15 protein-coding genes are annotated in these 17,013 nt (G+C 42.7%); 14 read left to right on the top strand and 1 reads right to left on the bottom strand.

All coding sequences use genetic code 11. The features are described 5' to 3' along the window. Positions 1 to 47: 47 nt before the first annotated feature. From ANME2D_RS12535 to ANME2D_RS17050, 14 genes are all read left to right on the top strand, one after another. Positions 48 to 347 carry a hypothetical protein gene (locus tag ANME2D_RS12535; protein WP_048092330.1) on the top strand — a complete coding sequence of 100 codons (300 nt, stop codon included), beginning with the start codon at positions 48 to 50 and terminating at the stop codon, positions 345 to 347. A 13-nt stretch (positions 348 to 360) separates the two neighbouring features. After that, a complete protein-coding gene (locus ANME2D_RS12530; RefSeq protein ID WP_048092328.1) occupies positions 361 to 1,803 on the top strand; it encodes a hypothetical protein in 1,443 nt (480 codons plus the stop codon). 68 nt (positions 1,804 to 1,871) lie between these two features. After that, entirely contained in the window at positions 1,872 to 2,705 is an 834-nt protein-coding gene (locus ANME2D_RS12525; RefSeq protein ID WP_048092326.1) for a cytochrome c3 family protein, read from the top strand. A 2-nt stretch (positions 2,706 to 2,707) separates the two neighbouring features. After that, positions 2,708 to 3,616, top strand: coding sequence for a 4Fe-4S dicluster domain-containing protein (locus tag ANME2D_RS12520; RefSeq protein WP_048092324.1), 909 nt, complete (start codon positions 2,708 to 2,710; stop codon positions 3,614 to 3,616). Further along, positions 3,613 to 4,866, top strand: coding sequence for an NrfD/PsrC family molybdoenzyme membrane anchor subunit (nrfD, locus tag ANME2D_RS12515; protein WP_081810275.1), 1,254 nt, complete (start codon positions 3,613 to 3,615; stop codon positions 4,864 to 4,866). Before ANME2D_RS12520 ends, nrfD begins: the two co-directional genes overlap by 4 nt. Positions 4,867 to 5,100: 234 nt before the next feature. Continuing rightward, positions 5,101 to 5,265, top strand: coding sequence for a transposase (locus ANME2D_RS19085; RefSeq protein WP_394295709.1), 165 nt, complete (start codon positions 5,101 to 5,103; stop codon positions 5,263 to 5,265). 51 nt (positions 5,266 to 5,316) lie between these two features. Next, a complete protein-coding gene (locus ANME2D_RS12510; RefSeq protein ID WP_157834117.1) occupies positions 5,317 to 6,129 on the top strand; it encodes a transposase in 813 nt (270 codons plus the stop codon). Between the two features lie 76 nt (positions 6,130 to 6,205). Next, positions 6,206 to 6,385: a tyrosine-type recombinase/integrase gene (locus ANME2D_RS19080; protein WP_081810273.1), complete on the top strand. Its 180-nt coding sequence runs from the start codon at positions 6,206 to 6,208 to the stop codon at positions 6,383 to 6,385. Positions 6,386 to 6,563: 178 nt separating this feature from the next. Continuing rightward, complete coding sequence (locus ANME2D_RS12505) at positions 6,564 to 9,560, top strand: type I restriction endonuclease subunit R (RefSeq protein WP_048092319.1); 2,997 nt, start codon at positions 6,564 to 6,566, stop codon at positions 9,558 to 9,560. Further along, the gene (locus ANME2D_RS17475) at positions 9,553 to 10,815 is read left to right on the top strand and encodes a restriction endonuclease subunit S (RefSeq protein ID WP_081810272.1); all 1,263 of its coding nucleotides are present in this window, start codon (positions 9,553 to 9,555) and stop codon (positions 10,813 to 10,815) included. Before ANME2D_RS12505 ends, ANME2D_RS17475 begins: the two co-directional genes overlap by 8 nt. After that, the gene (locus tag ANME2D_RS12490; RefSeq protein ID WP_048092318.1) at positions 10,812 to 11,948 is read left to right on the top strand and encodes an AAA family ATPase; all 1,137 of its coding nucleotides are present in this window, start codon (positions 10,812 to 10,814) and stop codon (positions 11,946 to 11,948) included. The genes ANME2D_RS17475 and ANME2D_RS12490 overlap by 4 nt, the downstream gene beginning before the upstream one ends. Before the next feature lie 3 nt (positions 11,949 to 11,951). Beyond that, complete coding sequence (locus tag ANME2D_RS12485) at positions 11,952 to 13,559, top strand: type I restriction-modification system subunit M (RefSeq protein WP_048092315.1); 1,608 nt, start codon at positions 11,952 to 11,954, stop codon at positions 13,557 to 13,559. A 533-nt stretch (positions 13,560 to 14,092) separates the two neighbouring features. Next, positions 14,093 to 14,296 (top strand): hypothetical protein, encoded by a 204-nt coding sequence (locus ANME2D_RS12480; protein WP_048092313.1) that lies wholly within the window; start codon positions 14,093 to 14,095, stop codon positions 14,294 to 14,296. After that, on the top strand, positions 14,296 to 14,670 hold the full coding sequence (locus tag ANME2D_RS17050; protein ID WP_052368914.1) for a PIN domain-containing protein: 375 nt from the start codon (positions 14,296 to 14,298) through the stop codon (positions 14,668 to 14,670). The genes ANME2D_RS12480 and ANME2D_RS17050 overlap by 1 nt, the downstream gene beginning before the upstream one ends. Before the next feature lie 244 nt (positions 14,671 to 14,914). On the opposite strand, the gene ANME2D_RS12470 is transcribed toward ANME2D_RS17050, so the two are convergent. After that, the gene (locus tag ANME2D_RS12470) at positions 14,915 to 16,981 is read right to left on the bottom strand and encodes a helix-hairpin-helix domain-containing protein (protein ID WP_048092310.1); all 2,067 of its coding nucleotides are present in this window, start codon (positions 16,979 to 16,981) and stop codon (positions 14,915 to 14,917) included. Positions 16,982 to 17,013: the final 32 nt, after the last annotated feature.

The raw sequence follows: 17,013 nt of genomic DNA, 5'->3' as shown, positions 1-17,013 counted from the left end.
ATATTCTTTTAGCGTTGGCATTAGATAGGGCTAATTGGTGATCAAAGATGAGATCTTGGCTTAAATATGCTATAGTTGCGGGTGGAGCTGTGATGGGAACAGCCTACTATCTGCCAGCCAGTACCTTTCTGGCTTTTTTGACAGTGTGGCTGTTACTTATTCCAGCGGCAGCCATTGTGTACCTGGCCTGTGGACTGCGGGAATATATAAAGAACAGAAGGAACAGGATCATGGTCTCTATAAAGCCGGGCGAAGCTATGATGGCGCTTGCACGCCGTGAAGCTCTGCTCAGGAAAGAGAAGGAGATCCTGTATAAAGAACTCAGGAACGAGGAAAGGAGGAGGTAGGGAGTCAGGACATATGATCGTTACAAGACATATTTCCCTTGATAATGACTGCATCGATAAGATGGAACCGTATGTTGAGAAACATAAAGGTAATTTTAGCGCTGCAATCAGGGAGATAATCGACAGGGCAGGAAGCTGCAGTTCTCGCATGAACTCATCGGCAATAGACAGTTCCTTATTCAAATGGGTACTGACCGAGGTCGATGGAATACTTGTTCCTGACAGTGTACTGGATGAACTGATCGATCCTGCGCTGATAGGTTCAATGAGAAGGCTTGAGGAATATCTGAGGCGCAGGTTCAGCGAACTTGAGTGGGATATTGAATTTGCACTAAAGTCTGATAATGATACGCTTCCCTCTGATGTACTGGTAGAGATCAAAGGAAACGCTCAAAAAATAAAATTCGTTGCCTGCATACTGTCCCAGTATCTGGTCAAGAATTCACCAGAGCATGCATCGCTTGAGATACGGTCTGTTAATAATTTCAGCGATTGTATGAAGGTTGAACTATCCAGGTCAACTAGAAATGAGGCGCACAGAAGCCTGATTACCTTTTTTGGAGGTATGGATGATGTAATAAAAGCCATAAAGAGCCGTCCTGATTTCTGGAGAGCTGTGATCAACGGACACCTGTTAAGTAATTACAGCATGGTCACGGTTCACAGGAACTACTTTGAGGATCTGCTCGCCAATAAGATACCCCTTGGAGAAATAACGATAGAGACGCTTGCAAAAAAACCAATCCAGGATATACCGCTGAAGGAGATGCTCTCTCTGATAAAAGAGGTCTATGAGACCTCAAGGGTCGCTGACAGGGTGGAGATCGACAGGGAGAGCATGATATTATTCCATAACTATAGAAATAAGGATGTAGTAGAAAAATTAAAAAAGAGCCTTGTCACGCTTCTTGAGGCTAATGGCCATTTATATGACGCAAAATCAACAGCGAATATGATCGTGCTGACGCACAGGCCTGATGTGGGTATAAAGATCAACGAAATAGTGAGCAATCTGAAGATAAGCAACAGCCGGGTGGATCAGGATCTAATAATGTTCATGGCTTTTCTTAAAGGGCTTAAGAACATCCCGGATATACCCTTATCCCTGACACTGCTGGGAAGAAGGATCGGCAAGTCCCTGATGCAGGAGTATGAGAGAGAAAACAATATCAAGAACTGGGAGCTGCAGGACTTTCAGAAAGCACTGGAGATAATCGATTCAAGACTTCACAGGGAAAGTGAATGGAGACTGGATGGAAGAAATCTGATATATACAGTCAGGAAATGCAATATCGTTGCAGAAGGGAGCACGTTTGATACCTATGTTTGCCATACGATCCGGGAGACATTTAAAGGGGCGATGGGTTATGCATTCGGGAACAAAGCTGAATTAGAGGTCAAGAAATTATTATCACACGGGGATAATTTTTGTGAGGTGGTTATACGGGTACCATAAGAGTAGAAGACCAGAATGAGAGGAGTATAAAAATTGAATTAACTAGATAAAATATATGGGAGGATAAGATGAGAACATTATTAGAGAATATTACTTTCATTAAAGGGGTAGAATACCTTATAATTGTTGCATTCTGTTTCGGATTCATTGCTCTATGGCTGCTGGTGCACACCAAAGAGAAGGAGGCAATGAGGAGAGTTGTCTCTGTGGTCATTCCGATGTCGCTGATCTTCGGTGGTGCTGCTATCGTGCTCGCCACATACTTTAACCCAGAAGCTACAGATACCTCTGCTGTTCCGGGGTCGGTATTACCCGAACATTACAGCAATTATAACAATTACAGTAATTACAGTAATTACAGTAATGGCAGCCCTGCTGCCACATACGGCCAGGATGGATGGCTGAATGTAAATAACTCTGAGTATCTTGAGATCAACTACGGATCGGCAACAAAATTCCACCAGGAGATGAGCGGCAAGCTCAGTTGCCAGGAATGCCATCACAACAGCAAAGATGAAATCCGTGCCTGCAGCGACTGCCATGAGCGTCCCTTTGATCCGCAGAATTCGAGCAAGCCGGGTCTCAAGGCTGCATATCATCAGCAGTGCATGTCCTGCCACAGTGATGTTTTTGACGGCCCGGAGAGCTGCACCTTCTGCCACACAAAAGACGCCTCAACCAATATACAGGCCTCAGCACGTCCACATCAACTGACATGGGAGAACTGCAGTAATTGTCACAAGGACGGCATCCCGGGCGGGCAGGAGACAAAAATAGTTTACCACGATAACTGCCTCAAATGCCATACAAAAGAGATTGCAGGAGCGGCAAAGGTACCTGCAGATCATGCGGGGCGGGATAGCAATACATGCCAGGGCTGCCATAAGCCAGGAGGAGGATGACCATGGTAACCAGAAGAAATTTTCTTAAGATCGGAGGATCGGTCATTGCCTGGAGCGTTCTTGGGGGAAGGGCACTTGCCTCTCTTGATTTTGAGGGCAATCCAGATCGCTTTGGTATGCTCTCAGATATGACAAGATGCATCGGCTGCCGGCGCTGTGAAGCTGCCTGCAATAAGGCAAATAACCTGCCCGCTCCAAAAACATCCTTTGAGGATACATCAGTTTTTGAGGAAAAAAGAAAACCATACGTTGCTGATGTACAGTCCTATACTGCGGTCAACCGCTACGAGGTAAACGGGAAAACAGTCTACAGAAAAGTACAGTGCATGCACTGTGATGAGCCTGCATGCGTCTCTGCCTGTCCGGTGGCTGCACTTAAGAAGAGCAAGGAAGGACCTGTTACCTGGAACGAGAAGGTGTGCATCGGCTGCAGGTACTGCATTATAGCATGTCCTTTCTATGTTCCTGCCTATGAGTATTCCAGTGCCTTCAGTCCCAATGTTCAGAAATGCTTTATGTGCTATCACAGGATCTCAGAGGGGGTCATACCTGCATGCACGGAGGCATGTCCTGTCGAGGCTATCACGTTCGGCAGGAGGAGCGATCTGATCAAACAGGCAAAGCTTCGTATCTGGGGTGAGCCTGATAAATATATCGACCATATCTATGGTGAGCAGGAGGCAGGGGGTACAGGCTGGCTGTATATCTCAGGTGTTCCTTTCTCAGAGCTTGATTTCCAGATGGATGTCGGGATAACCTCGTATCCGAAACTGACCAAGGATTTCCTGTCGATGGTCAACCTCACCCTTGTTTCCTGGCCTGCCCTGTTGGGAGGCTTCTACCTTGCATCAAAGCGCAAGCAGCATACGGCACATGATGAGATATCAGATAAGGAGGATGATAAACAATGAGCGGATACATGGAAAAAAAGATGCATACAGATCGGGAACTGACAGGTGCTGAGATAGTCAGTACCTGGCTCAGTGATAAGCTCTTCCTTGGGCTTACCATGAAGGAATATGTAAAGACGCTTATCACGCCTTTAAATATGGTCGCAGGGCTTATAGTCCTCGGCGGACTTTACTTTATATTACTGCGCTTCATCTTCGGTCTTGAAGCCGTGACCGAGGCCTCGAACGAGCAGCCATGGGGACTTTTCCTGAGCTGGGGGCTCTTCAGTGGTGTGCCCTTCTCAGCATCTGGTTTCGTGATCGGGACTGCTGTGTACATCTTCGGGCTTAAAAGATACCAGCCTGTAGTCAAGAATGCCATCCTGCTGGGTTTCCTGGGCTATCTGTTCGCAGTGGTCTTTCTTATGATCGATCTTGGGCGCCCGTGGAGGATATACTACCCCATGTTCGTCTCATTCGGCACAGCCTCTGTCATGTTCCTTGTGGCATGGCACGTAGCTTTATACCTCTCTGTCCAGTTCTTTGAATTTTCCCCGTCCACGCTTGAGTGGCTTGGCCTGAAAAACCTTCGAAAACTGGCTGTGAGCATGACCCTCGGGCTTACCATATTCGGTGTTATGCTCTCCACGCTTCACCAGTCCGCCCTGAGTGCGATGTTCCTTCTTGCGCCCGGGAAGCTTCATCCACTCTGGTACACGTCGTATCTGCCGTGGCTTGCCTTTATCTCGTCCATCGGAGGTGCAATTGCTCTGGTGATCGTGGTAAGCAGGCTCACGCAGGTCTTCTTAAAGAACAGGGCTGATTCAAACTACCTCTCAAGCATAAACGACATCACCCTGGGACTCGGGAAGGCAGCCTCGCTTGTGCTTTTCACATACCTGGGACTGCGGCTGATCAGCGTAACGCACGAGGGCGCATGGATGTACCTGAATACGCCTTTTGGCTACTGGTTCCTGGTTGAGATCACGCTCCTGGCCACTGTGCCTTTCCTCTTCTATCACGGAGTGCAGAAGAAGAACGTGCGCCTTATCCAGTACACTGCGGCGCTGACCATGGTGGGCATCATTATGAACCGCTTCAATATATCGCTCATAGCATTCAACTGGCAGCTCCCGCACAGGGAGCTTTTCTTCTGGAAAGAGGCTGTGGTAGTTGTGGCTGTTGTTACGATTGAGATACTCGTCTACCGCTGGATCGTGAACAGGATGCCAGTCCTGAGGCAGCATCCGGACTACATGGATGACCATTGACCGCAGGCCCTGTCAGTAGAGTAAAGGAATGGTCTTTTGACTATGGTATATCAGTCAAAATCAACAACAGAGGACACGGAGAGCACAGAGAGTTGCGGTTTTTACTCTGTGTCCTCTGTGAACTGGCTTGTAGCTTTAATGGTTTTAAGGTATGTTTAAAGATGTGAATACTTCGTATGAAAGTATTCTTTAAGCTTCATCGCGAAGAAATTAAAAGGAAGATCGAGCAGAATCTTGAGAGAGGAGTTCCCGCATCTCAAAGAATGGTGCGGAGACCATCTCTGGGCGCCGAGCTGTTTCCATGGTAGTGTCGGGCAGGGTTGGGAGGTGGTCGAGAGATATATTGAGACACAGGATGTGCACCATGCAAAAAACGCTATATACAGGCCTCGTCCTTAACAGTAGTTGGCAAGGTAAAATTTATCATCACACTATACTTGTCATTTCTATATGTTATCGTTCACTGAGACGAGGTTATATCAAACCCTCAAGAAGAAGTTCTATCCGATGTTTGAATTCAAGCAGAGACATAATGTCACTACAGGCAGACAAGATAATCTTTTAGACTGCATTGCTCATGCAGCCATAACTGATGATTTTATAGAGAACAGTACGCAAATCCTAAAATCGAGAAAAAAGGATGTACCTGCTCCGAGAACAATCAGATATCACTTAGAAAAGCTTGAAATTGATGAAATTCTCAGGCAAGATAGTAAAATTTCTGAAGAGATGTATCGAATGGTAGAGAAACAAAGATGGTTTGTGAATAAGGTGGACGTCTCAATTGATACACATGACTGGATGTACTACGGCAATACAGATGATGAGATGGTTCTTGGCACACAAGCAAAAAACGGCACCTCCTACGCATACAAATTTGCAACAATAAACATTGTTGAGAGAGGGATCAGGTTTACACTGAAAGCACTTCCAATCAGTGATTACTCAGAGATTTGCAATGTAGTGGAGGAGCTTATCAAATACGCTATGCAAAAAGTGAAGATTAGAAGGATTTACCTTGATCGTGGATTCTATGAAGTTCCAATTGTTAGAATGCTCAAGCGATTGGGCGTGCATTTTGTAATCCAGGCAAAGAAGAGTACAGGGATAATGAAGGTTATAGAGAAGAATAAAGATAAAAAGATAATTGCAGTGGACTATAAAATGAAGAGGAAGCGAAAAGCACCTTCAGGGAAAGAAGATGTTAAACTGTTAAGACGTCACTGTGCTTTCTCTCAGAGCTTGTTTGAATATTTTTTGTGACATGGATATCAAATATGTCGCTACTGTTAGATTATTAGGCTTAAAATCACTTAAACTGGTTTTGTAAAATCGATATGTGTATCGAATTTTAAAACAGGCTCTCAGGCATAGCTTCGCTACACATCCACTTGAATGCGGTATTGACCTGCTGTATATCCAGGAGGTGTTGGGGCACAAGAGTTCAAAGACAACAGAAATATATACGTATGTAAGTAACAGGGATATTGTGAAGATAAAAAGTCCGCTGGATAGCTAACAGTTAAAAGTAGGAGATGAAAATGATTGACGATTATGGAGTTGACCAGAGGGATGTATATGCGAAGTAAGTTCGGATATACATTATTATGTTCAATGCCCGGCTATAAATATAAATCTCGGCCATCCGTGCCCGAGGAATAAGAAGACATGAATGAAGGATTGAACGGTGAATGTGAATGACATTTGAAAAGCAAATAGAAGAATCTTTAATCAATAAGCTTAAAGACCTCAAATACACTTACCGGGATGATATTCGGGAGAAAGCCTCGCTTGAAGCGAATTTCAGAGAGCACTTTCAAAGACTCAATAAAGTAAATCTGAATGATTCAGAATTTGCACGGCTTAGGGATGAAATTATTACTGCCGATGTATTCACGGCAGCAAAAACCTTACGGGAAATAAATACCTTTCGCCGGGATGATGATACGCCACTGCAATACACCCTGGTCAATATCAAGGACTGGTGCAAAAACGAATTTGAAGTCATTAACCAACTACGAATAAATACTGATAATAGTCATCATCGTTACGATGTCATCATACTCATTAATGGCGTGCCGGTTGTTCAAATTGAACTTAAAACCCTGCAAGTAACACCAAAGCGGGCGATGGAGCAGATTGTTGAATATAAAAACGATCCGGGCAACGGCTTTACTAACTCACTGCTTTGTTTTATGCAGCTTTTTATTGTCAGCAACGAAAGCAATACCTACTACTTCTCTAACAATCATAAAGACCATTTCAGCTTTAATGCGGATGAAAGATTTCTTCCTATTTATCAGTTAGCCGATGAAGCAAACAAGAAAATCACCCATTTACATGAGTTCGCCGAAAAATTTCTCGCAAAATGCACTCTGGGGCAAATGATCAGCAAGTATATGGTACTTGTGGTTAGCGAGCAAAAATTAATGATCATGCGTCCATATCAAATCTATGCGGTTAAAGCAATTATGGACTGTATCCATCAAAACCGCGGTAATGGTTATATCTGGCACACCACGGGCAGCGGAAAAACCCTTACTTCTTTTAAAACTTCGACACTTTTAAAAGACAATCCCGACATTGAAAAGTGTTTATTTGTTGTTGACCGAAAAGACCTGGACAAGCAAACCCGGGAGGAGTTCAACAAGTTTCAGGAGGGATGCGTTGAAGAAAATACCAATACGGAAACTCTGGTTCAACGGCTGTTATCAGAAGATTATAGCGATAAAGTTATTGTGAGCACCATCCAGAAATTGGGGCTTGCCCTTGATGAAAACAGTAAAAGAAACAAAAACAGCAAGCAAAAAGGCAAACTGACCTATAAAGAACGATTAGAGCCTCTTCGTGATAAAAGGATTGTCATCATTTTTGATGAATGTCACCGCTCACAGTTTGGTGATAACCATAAATATATCAAAGAGTTTTTTCCAAAAGCGCAGCTTTTTGGATTTACCGGAACACCCATTTTTGAAGAAAATGCGATCTATAAGCAAATTGACGGTACTCTGTCTTCTTACAAGACAACAAAAGATATTTTTGAAAAACAACTGCACGCCTACACCATTACCCACGCGATTGATGACCGCAATGTTCTGCGTTTTCATATTGATTATTTCAAGCTGGATGGTAAAAAACCAGTAAAAACTGCCGATGCCACCAGTAAAAAAGCTGTTGTAGATGCGATACTGGATAAGCACAATGATGCTACAAACTCACGGCGATTCAACGCTATTCTGGCAACTGCTTCAATAAATGACGCTATCGAGTATTATGAACTCTTTAAAGCTATACAGGCAGAGCGTCGGAATAATGATGAAGAATACAAACCATTAAATGTGACCTGCGTATTCTCTCCCCCGGCTGAAGGAAATAAAGATGTCCAGCAGATTCAGGAAGACCTTCCTCAGGAAAAGTTAGACAATGAACAGGAACCCGATAAAAAGAAGGAAGCTCTGAAAGCAATTATTGCTGACTATAACCAGCAGTACGGCACAAACCACCACATAAACCAGTTTGATTTGTATTATCAGGATGTCCAGAATAGAATCAAAGATCAAAAGTATTCCAATGCCGACTATCCGCATGAAAATAAAATCGATGTGGTCATCGTTGTAGATATGCTGCTAACTGGTTTTGACTCAAAATATCTGAACACCCTGTATGTGGATAAAAACTTGAAGCATCATAGTTTGATACAGGCTTTTTCCAGAACAAACCGGATTTTGAATGACACAAAACCTTACGGCAACATACTCGATTTTAGACAGCAGACCAGAGAAGTTGACGATGCCATTGCTCTCTTTTCCGGTCAGGATAGCAAAAGGGCAAAAGAAATATGGCTGGTTGAACCGGCGCCCGTGGTTGTTAAAAAGTTTGATACGGCAGTAAGCGAACTGGAAAAATTCATGGAATCTCAGGGGCTGCTCTGTACACCTGAAGAGGTGAACAACCTGAAAGGCGATCAGGCACGGGGCGAGTTTATCAATAAGTTTAAAGAAGTGCAGCGGCTTAAAACCCAGCTTGACCAGTATACCGACCTGAGTGAAGAAGACAGCACTAAAATTGAAGAAAGGATACCCGAAGATATCCTGCGCGCTTTCCGTGGCGCATATATCGAAACAGCCCAACGTTTAAAGTCCCGGCAGGGCAAGGAAAGTATCGGCGCAAACCCGGATATTGACCAGCTGGATTTTGAGTTTGTCCTGTTTTCTTCTGCTCTCATTGACTATGACTACATCATAAAACTTATATCGAAGTACACACAAAGCGGGCCAAAAAAACAGAAGATGAGCAGGGAACAGCTGATCAACCTGCTCGCCTCCAACACCAATTTAATGGAGGATCGGGAAGATATTATCGCTTATATCAACACACTGAAAGCCGGCGAAGGGTTGAACGAAAAAGAGATAAAAGAGGGCTACCGGCAATTCAAGGCAGAAAAAGCCGCTAAAGAAATGGCAGAGGCAGCCGGGAAGCACGGACTGGAGCCTGAATCATTACAGGCTTTTGTGGATGAAGTCATGGACCGCATGATCTTTGATGGGGAGAAGCTCAGTGATTTGATGGCACCTCTGGATTTGAGTTGGAAAGAGCGGACAAAGAAGGAACTGGAACTTATGGAAGATTTGACTCCACTCTTGAAAAAACTTGCCGGCAGCCGTGAGATTGCGGGGTTGGGTGCGTATGAATAAGAAGAATGAAAAATCATTGGTGCCCAAGCTGAGGTTTTCTGAGTTTAGGGATACGGGGGAGTGGGAGGTGAAACCATTGGGTGAAGCAGGCAAAAACTTGGATTCCAAAAGAGTGCCTATAACCGAGAAAGACAGAATTAAAGGTGATATACCTTACTATGGTGCTTCTGGAGTAATAGATTATGTAAAAGACTTTATTTTTGACGAGGAATTGCTTTGTATATCCGAAGATGGTGCAAACCTAGTTGTGCGAACCTATCCTATTGCTTTTTCTATTGCTGGTAAAGCCTGGGTAAACAATCACGTCCATGTACTAAAATTTGAATATGCTTTCACGCAGGTTATTGTTGAAAATTATTTAAATGCAATAAATTTGGAAGATTACCTGACAGGTATGGCTCAACCAAAGCTCAATAGAGCCAAGCTGGATATTATTCCTATACCACTACCTAGCCTCCACGAACAACAAAAAATCGCCGATTGCCTCTCTTCCCTCGATGAACTCATCACCGCCGAAACCCAAAAGCTGGAAGCTTACAAAGACCATAAGAAATGGCTGATGCAGCAGCTCTTCCCCGCCGAAGGGGAAACCGTGCCCGGGCTGCGCTTTCCAGAGTTTCGGGATGCGGGAGAGTGGGAGGTGAAGAAGCTCATTGATGTGGCCGATAAAAAAACTAAATGGAGTTTTATTGGTGGGCCATTTGGATCAAACCTAAAATCTTCCGACTACGTCGCAGATGGTATTAGAATAATTCAACTACAAAATATCGGTGATGCTGAATTTTTTGATGATTATAAGATATTCACATCAGAAGAGAAGGCGGATGAACTCCTGGCCAATAACATTTACCCCGGTGAAATTATATTATCCAAAATGGGTGATCCCGTAGGTAGGGCTTGCTTGATACCGTATAAACATGCGCGATACGTAATGTGTTCAGATGGAATACGGTTAGTCGTTGACGAAAAAGCCTATAGCAAATATTTCATATATACGCTAATTAACTCCATTCAATTTCGAGCGTTAGTAGAAAAGACAGCAACAGGTTCTACTAGAAAACGGATCGGCATTGATGATTTAAAAAATTTACCAATGGTGGTACCTAAACCAGAAGAACAACAAAAAATCGCTGATTGTCTCTCTTCTCTCGATGAGCTCATCACCGCCGAAATCCAAAAGCTGGAAGCCTACAAAACTCATAAAAAAGGGCTGATGCAGGGGCTTTTTCCGTCTACCGATGAGGTGAGCGTATGAGTACGGATTTGACCAGCTTTGAAAGTTTAAAATCACTGGCAACGCATTTAAGAGATACGCTTGCAAACAAGAAGTACATTCTTGTTTTTGCCTATAATGGAACCGGTAAAACCCGGCTTTCAAGTGCATTCAAGGATTTAGGCAAAAGAACGGCAAATTTGACAGATGAAGGCGGAAATTCTTTGAGTGCCGAAGAAACTACCTCAGATACACTGTACTACAATGCCTTTACCGAAGACCTGTTTACCTGGGATAATGATTTAGAAAATGATACACAAAGAGTTTTGCAACTGAATAGAGATTCCAGCTTTTTCAAGGGACTGCGAGAACTGGAAATGGAAAGCCGCATTCGTCCATTTTTAAGCAGATATGCCGATTTCGATTTTTCTATTGACTATGACGCCTGGAGTGTCAGCTTTTCCCGAGATATAAGAAAAGATGATGTAACGAAAAAAATAGAGCATATAAAAATATCTCGTGGAGAAGAGAATATCTTTGTCTGGTGTTTTTTCCTCGCTGTTGCCCAGCTTGCAATTGATAAGCAGGAGGCTTATACTTGGGTCAAATACATCTACATTGATGACCCTATCTCATCTCTGGACGACAATAACGCTATTGCTGTCGCCAGCCACCTTGCCCAACTACTCAAGAAACAAAGTGATATAAAAACGGTCATCTCAACGCACCATGCGCTTTTCTTTAATGTCATGTACAATGAACTAAAAAATGCAGAAAAATATTTTCTGAGCACAAATAAAAGCAGTGAGTATTCAATCCGCAATACTGGTGATACCCCATTCTTTCACCACGTGGCTCTTTTAAAAGAACTAAGCGAAGTAGCCGAATCAGGGAAGTTATATACTTATCATTTTAATATTCTGAGAAATGTCCTTGAAAAAACCGCTACATTTCACGGTTTTAACAATTTTTCCTCATGTATTAAGCAAGATAGCGATGATCTGGACGGAACCATACATACAAGGCTGGTAAATCTTTTAAGCCATGGAAATTACTCTTTGTTTGAACCAAAAGAGATGCTTGATGACAACAAGGAGTATTTCAAAAAAATACTGAATGATTTCATGGCAAATTACCGATTTAATCCTGAATTATTTCCCCAAAAGAGGACTTAAACAATGAATGATGCAATGCAAAAACAACTGGGCGTTACTCTCTGGAATATCGCCGACCAACTACGCGGTGCTATGAACGCCGATGACTTCCGGGATTATATGCTCTCTTTTCTTTTTCTACGCTACCTTTCAGACAACTATGAAGTTGCAGCTGAAAAAGAGCTTGGAAAGGATTACCCGAAGCTGAACGAAGACGACAGAAGGACACCCCTTTCTGTCTGGTATGAAGCAAACAAAGAAGATACGATGGTATTTGAAAAACAGATGAGACGTAAAGTTCATTATATTATCAAACCTGAATATCTCTGGAGTAGTATATACGAGCTGGCAAGAACCCAAAGCGATGACCTCTTAAAAACCTTGCAAGCCGGATTTAAACATGTTGAAAATGACTCTTTTGAAAGTACTTTTCAGGGTCTATTTTCGGAAATCAATCTGGACTCTGAAAAACTCGGGAAAAATTACTCTGCCCGTAACACAAAACTTTGTACGATTGTAAGCAAAATTGCCGAAGGGCTTTCTAAGTTTTCTACCGAGAGTGATATTTTAGGCTATGCCTATGAATATCTGATTGGACAGTTTGCTGCTGGTTCAGGTAAAAAAGCCGGAGAGTTTTACACACCACAGCAGATTTCAACCATTTTGTCGAAAATTGTCACCCTGGATAGTCAAAATCCAAGTTCTGGTAAAAAGAAAAAGCTGAAAAACCTTCTCGATTTCGCCTGTGGTTCAGGTTCACTACTTTTAAATGTAAGGAAACAGCTTGGACCCAACAGTATCGGGCAGATTTACGGTCAGGAAAAAAATATTACTACTTACAACCTTGCACGAATGAACATGCTGCTCCATGGATTGAAAGATTCCGAGTTTCAAATACACCATGGGGATTCACTGCTCAATGACTGGGATATTCTCAATGAAATGAATCCGGCTAAAAAACTTGAGTGTGATGCCGTTGTTGCCAATCCTCCCTTTAGTTATCGCTGGGAACCAAATGATGCTTTGGGAGAAGATTTCCGTTTTAAAAGCTACGGTCTCGCGCCTAAGTCTGCTGCCGACTTTGCCTTTTTGTTGCACGGCTTTCATTTTTTAAGCGATGAAGGCACCATGGCAATTATCCTGCCCCATGGCGTTCTTTTCCGTGGCGGAGTCGAAGAACGAATACGAACAAAATTATTGAAAGATGGCAATATCGATACAGTTATAGGTTTACCGGCAAATCTTTTCTTTTCTACAGGTATTCCGGTTTGCATTCTTGTCCTGAAAAAATGTAAAAAGTTTGATGATGTTTTATTTATCAACGCCAGCGAATACTTTGAAAAAGGCAAACGGCAGAATTTTCTTTCAGATGAGCACATTGATAAAATCATAGATACATATCAGTATCGAAAAGAAGAAAAGCGGTACTCACGATATGTCTCAATGCAAGAAATAGAAAAAAACGAATACAATCTGAACATTTCGCGGTATGTGAGTACAGCGGAGGCAGAGAAATTAATTGATATTAATCAAGTCAACAAAGATCTGGTTGGAATTGAGGAAAAAATAACGAAGGCAAAAGATGCCCATAATAAATTTCTTGTGGAACTCGGATTGTCGAAATTGCCTTGAATCTATATCCCATTCACATTTTTAGAATAAGTGAAGAAAGTCAAAATACACAGATGTATTTTGACTTGGAAGAAAAGCCGGACACTGAACATAACAGCGTGTATATGCTGCGCCGGAATACCGGCTTGGGCTACGCCTCATTTTCACCTCAGCGAGTACGCTACGGTGAAAACGTCACATACACGCAACCGTTATATGAATTCATAATCAAAACCAGGAATATGGAATATTATATCCAACACGTTATTAGGGATTGTAAATACTGAAAATTTTTACCCTCACTATTTTTGTGCCCATTTTTGCCAATAAAAGCCTAAAAAACAAAAAACGATAAGAGGCCTTATGCACCCGAGCCAGGATGCCCCGGATTTTGCGAAGCAATCCGGGGTAGTGACTCCCATGCGGTTAACATCATGCTTGAGAAAGATGATAGACTCGGAAAAACTTCTTCAAACTTGAAAATTAGGCGCGCATTATAGATGCCCACCACAAGTATTATGTTGATGTAGATGATATCATATATCTAGGTGTTAATGATGACAGAATACGTCCGAACTACAATAAAATTAAGAGAAGACGTTTACCAGACCCTTAAAAAAGAAGCTGGAGCAAAAAATATATCAGAAAGAATAAATGAAATTTTAATAAAAATGCTTTTCAAAGAGAAAAAAAGCCTTTTTGGGACAATGTCTGAGACTGATTTATCCGACCTCAGAGACCATGAGGATAGATTATAATGTTTCTGGATTCGTTCGCATGGATGGAATATTTTATGGGAACTCTTAAGGGTGAAAAAGTCAGGAGATTCGTCGACGATGACTTACAATTATATACATCTCCGATTGTAATCGCAGAAATATATTCCAAATCTCTTAGAACCGATGGAAAAGCGGAAGAAAGAAAGGATTTCATATTGAAAAGATGTGCTGTGGTCTTGCTTGATGAAAATATTGCAGTTGATGCTGCGAAAATACATGCTGAAAGTAAAGTTAAGACCACTGATTTTGGTCTTGCAGATGCAATAATACTTGCATCCGCTAGGAGCAGAAAGATAAAGGTATTGACAGGAGATCATCATTTTAAAAATTTCGATGATGCTATTATGTTATAATTTTTCTAAAGCAACAAAGGTTTCTATACATCCTCATTATCTTTTTTAATAAAAATCCTGCGCCTGAATCGCAATGCTGAATCCCGGAGAAAATAGAATTATCAAATCATCGAGCATCCTCCTCTTTCAACTTATGGTTCCAATTCACAGCTTTTTCATGTTCATTTATGAACAGCGTTCATAGCCGACTCTGTGGTTTATATACCATTATCAGATGTTATGCAGAAGACTATTTGAGTTTGTACTACCTGAACTTCCCCAGAAGCCTCTTATAGAACTCATTCTCCCTGTCCTTCCGCGCCAGCCGCTCAACAATCAGCTCAGGTGTGCTGCGTGCCAGGTAATTATAGCGGGGATTACGGTCAACGATCAGGTTCAGGTGCTCATCCAGTCCCTTTGCCTCAATCCCGTCGACGCGTACCCTGCAGGCCGTACTCTTGAGTATCGCTTCTGATAGGTGGCTCACGAACACACCCAGTCCATTGTTTTCATCAAGCTCCTCAAGGATGCCGGAGATGATCCTTGCAGACGCTCCAGGCTCTGTGATTGATTCAAGTTCATCGGCAAGTACGATCTTGCTCTTCTTACCTGCCACAGCAGAGAAATCCTTAATCGTGCTCTCAAAAGCACCGGCATCCATTGTGCCCCTGGATTTGCCAAAATAGAAAAATTCCTCGACCAGACCTAACTCACACTGCTTTGCAGGTACAGGAAAGCCCATATGGGCGAGTATGATGATCTGGGCCAGCAGATCGATTGCTGATGTCTTTCCACCTGAATTCACACCGCTTAACAGGATAATGCGGGCACCTTTGCTCTCCGCCCCTGCATTAAAGCGTGAAGCCCCAACCGCGTAGTCTATCGGGACAGGATTGTTAAGAAAAAGGTTAGTGCCTCCTGTAAATCCGATGCCGTTTTTACTCTGTATGATGGGCATATTGAGATTGAATGCACGCGCAAAACATCCGATAGTGTAGCCTACATCAAAATCAAGAACCTCACGAACCATGACCGACGCGCTTTCCTTTAATTTAGAAAGTTCGCGCGCATTATCTCTTAAAATAACAAGTTTACGGGAGGTGATGCTCCGCAGCAGGTGGTTTTTAAAATCATCCACACCCCTGGAATTTACCCTGACAGGATACGATACATCATCGCCAAAGAAATTGTTAATATACTGCGCTTCCTTTGGGTTCAATTCAAGCCTGGAAGATATTGCTCTGATTGCATTGCCTGTAACCGTGTTATATTTTTCTTTTATTTCCTTTTCCAGAAGGCGGTTGATGCTCCCATCCATTGCCGTCAATAGATCAAAACCCTTTACAGTGATCGAGCTTTTCTCAATGAGAGAGCCAAATTCAACATTCGCCTGTTTTTCAACATCTGCAATCACATTGCTTGAGTGATCATAGATCGATCTGAGCCTGTCTATATCACTGTCCACTCCGCTTTTTATGTCCGAATCCCCTGATACCTTTGCCAGTCCCAGTGCCAGGCGCTCAACCTCTTCATGTGTTATTTTAATGCAGAAATCCGTGTTATATCTCCTGATAATTCGAAGAACTGAGATAGCAGAGCTGATGGATTCAAGGTTCCTGGCAAAGAAGCCTAACTCCTTCTCAGGAACCACCTCCCATGCCTGTGCTCTTCTTATGTCCATGAAATCAGCATCAATATCTTCTGGAAGGTCGATCCCGGCAAAACCTGTACTGATAATGGCATGAGAATAACCACGGGCTATATCCACGACCTCCCTCTGGTTTGCAACAAGCTGAACAGAGACCGGAAAATTTTTAGCTGCTTCAAACTCTTCCTGGGTAGCAGCGATAATAACCCTGTCCCTGATCACAGGAATCGTAAAATTTACTTTTACTGGTTTTATCCTTGATAAAAAACCAGAAAGTTCGTTATCATCCAGCTTGTCTGTTAGCTCGATAATGCTGCCAATCTCTTTTTGTGATTTGATTATCCTGTCTTTTTTACATGATGGATAAGGAAAATACAGGTGAATCTTGCTCTTTGCATAATCAGTATGCGCAAAATCTGATATCAGGGCTCTGATGTGCTCGTATATCCCGTATGCCACATCGGTCTTTAGAAAATCCCTTACACCCACGCCTTCATTTAATGTCGATGCCTCAAGTACAAGGGATATTGCCGATTTCTCTGTCATTCCTTCTATTTCACTTATACCGGCAATATCTCCATTGATTATAGATTCGATTGCCTTCTTTTCTGAGCCGAAGTGCTCAATGAAGCGCTGTGCGGTTTTTTCTCCAATTCGCGGGATATCCCTCAGGTGCTCTATCATCAAAACCCTTTCAATTCTTTAGCCTGGTTCTT

Origin of the sequence: Candidatus Methanoperedens nitratireducens, assembly GCF_000685155.1 — an archaeon.
Lineage (GTDB): Archaea > Halobacteriota > Methanosarcinia > Methanosarcinales > Methanoperedenaceae > Methanoperedens > Methanoperedens nitratireducens.
The sequence above is the reverse complement of the archived record's forward strand: the minus strand, read 5'-3'. Positions and strand labels throughout refer to the sequence as shown.

Coding starts and splice junctions, on each gene's coding strand:
- ANME2D_RS12470 (WP_048092310.1), bottom strand. CDS start 16,981: ATGATAGAGCACCTGAGGGATATCCCGCGAATTGGAGAAAAAACCGCA.
- ANME2D_RS12490 (WP_048092318.1), top strand. CDS start 10,812: ATGAGTACGGATTTGACCAGCTTTGAAAGTTTAAAATCACTGGCAACG.
- ANME2D_RS12510 (WP_157834117.1), top strand. CDS start 5,317: ATGTTATCGTTCACTGAGACGAGGTTATATCAAACCCTCAAGAAGAAG.
- ANME2D_RS12485 (WP_048092315.1), top strand. CDS start 11,952: ATGAATGATGCAATGCAAAAACAACTGGGCGTTACTCTCTGGAATATC.
- ANME2D_RS12480 (WP_048092313.1), top strand. CDS start 14,093: ATGATGACAGAATACGTCCGAACTACAATAAAATTAAGAGAAGACGTT.
- ANME2D_RS12505 (WP_048092319.1), top strand. CDS start 6,564: ATGACATTTGAAAAGCAAATAGAAGAATCTTTAATCAATAAGCTTAAA.
- ANME2D_RS12535 (WP_048092330.1), top strand. CDS start 48: ATGAGATCTTGGCTTAAATATGCTATAGTTGCGGGTGGAGCTGTGATG.
- ANME2D_RS17475 (WP_081810272.1), top strand. CDS start 9,553: ATGAATAAGAAGAATGAAAAATCATTGGTGCCCAAGCTGAGGTTTTCT.
- ANME2D_RS12520 (WP_048092324.1), top strand. CDS start 2,708: ATGGTAACCAGAAGAAATTTTCTTAAGATCGGAGGATCGGTCATTGCC.
- ANME2D_RS12530 (WP_048092328.1), top strand. CDS start 361: ATGATCGTTACAAGACATATTTCCCTTGATAATGACTGCATCGATAAG.
- nrfD (WP_081810275.1), top strand. CDS start 3,613: ATGAGCGGATACATGGAAAAAAAGATGCATACAGATCGGGAACTGACA.
- ANME2D_RS12525 (WP_048092326.1), top strand. CDS start 1,872: ATGAGAACATTATTAGAGAATATTACTTTCATTAAAGGGGTAGAATAC.
- ANME2D_RS17050 (WP_052368914.1), top strand. CDS start 14,296: ATGTTTCTGGATTCGTTCGCATGGATGGAATATTTTATGGGAACTCTT.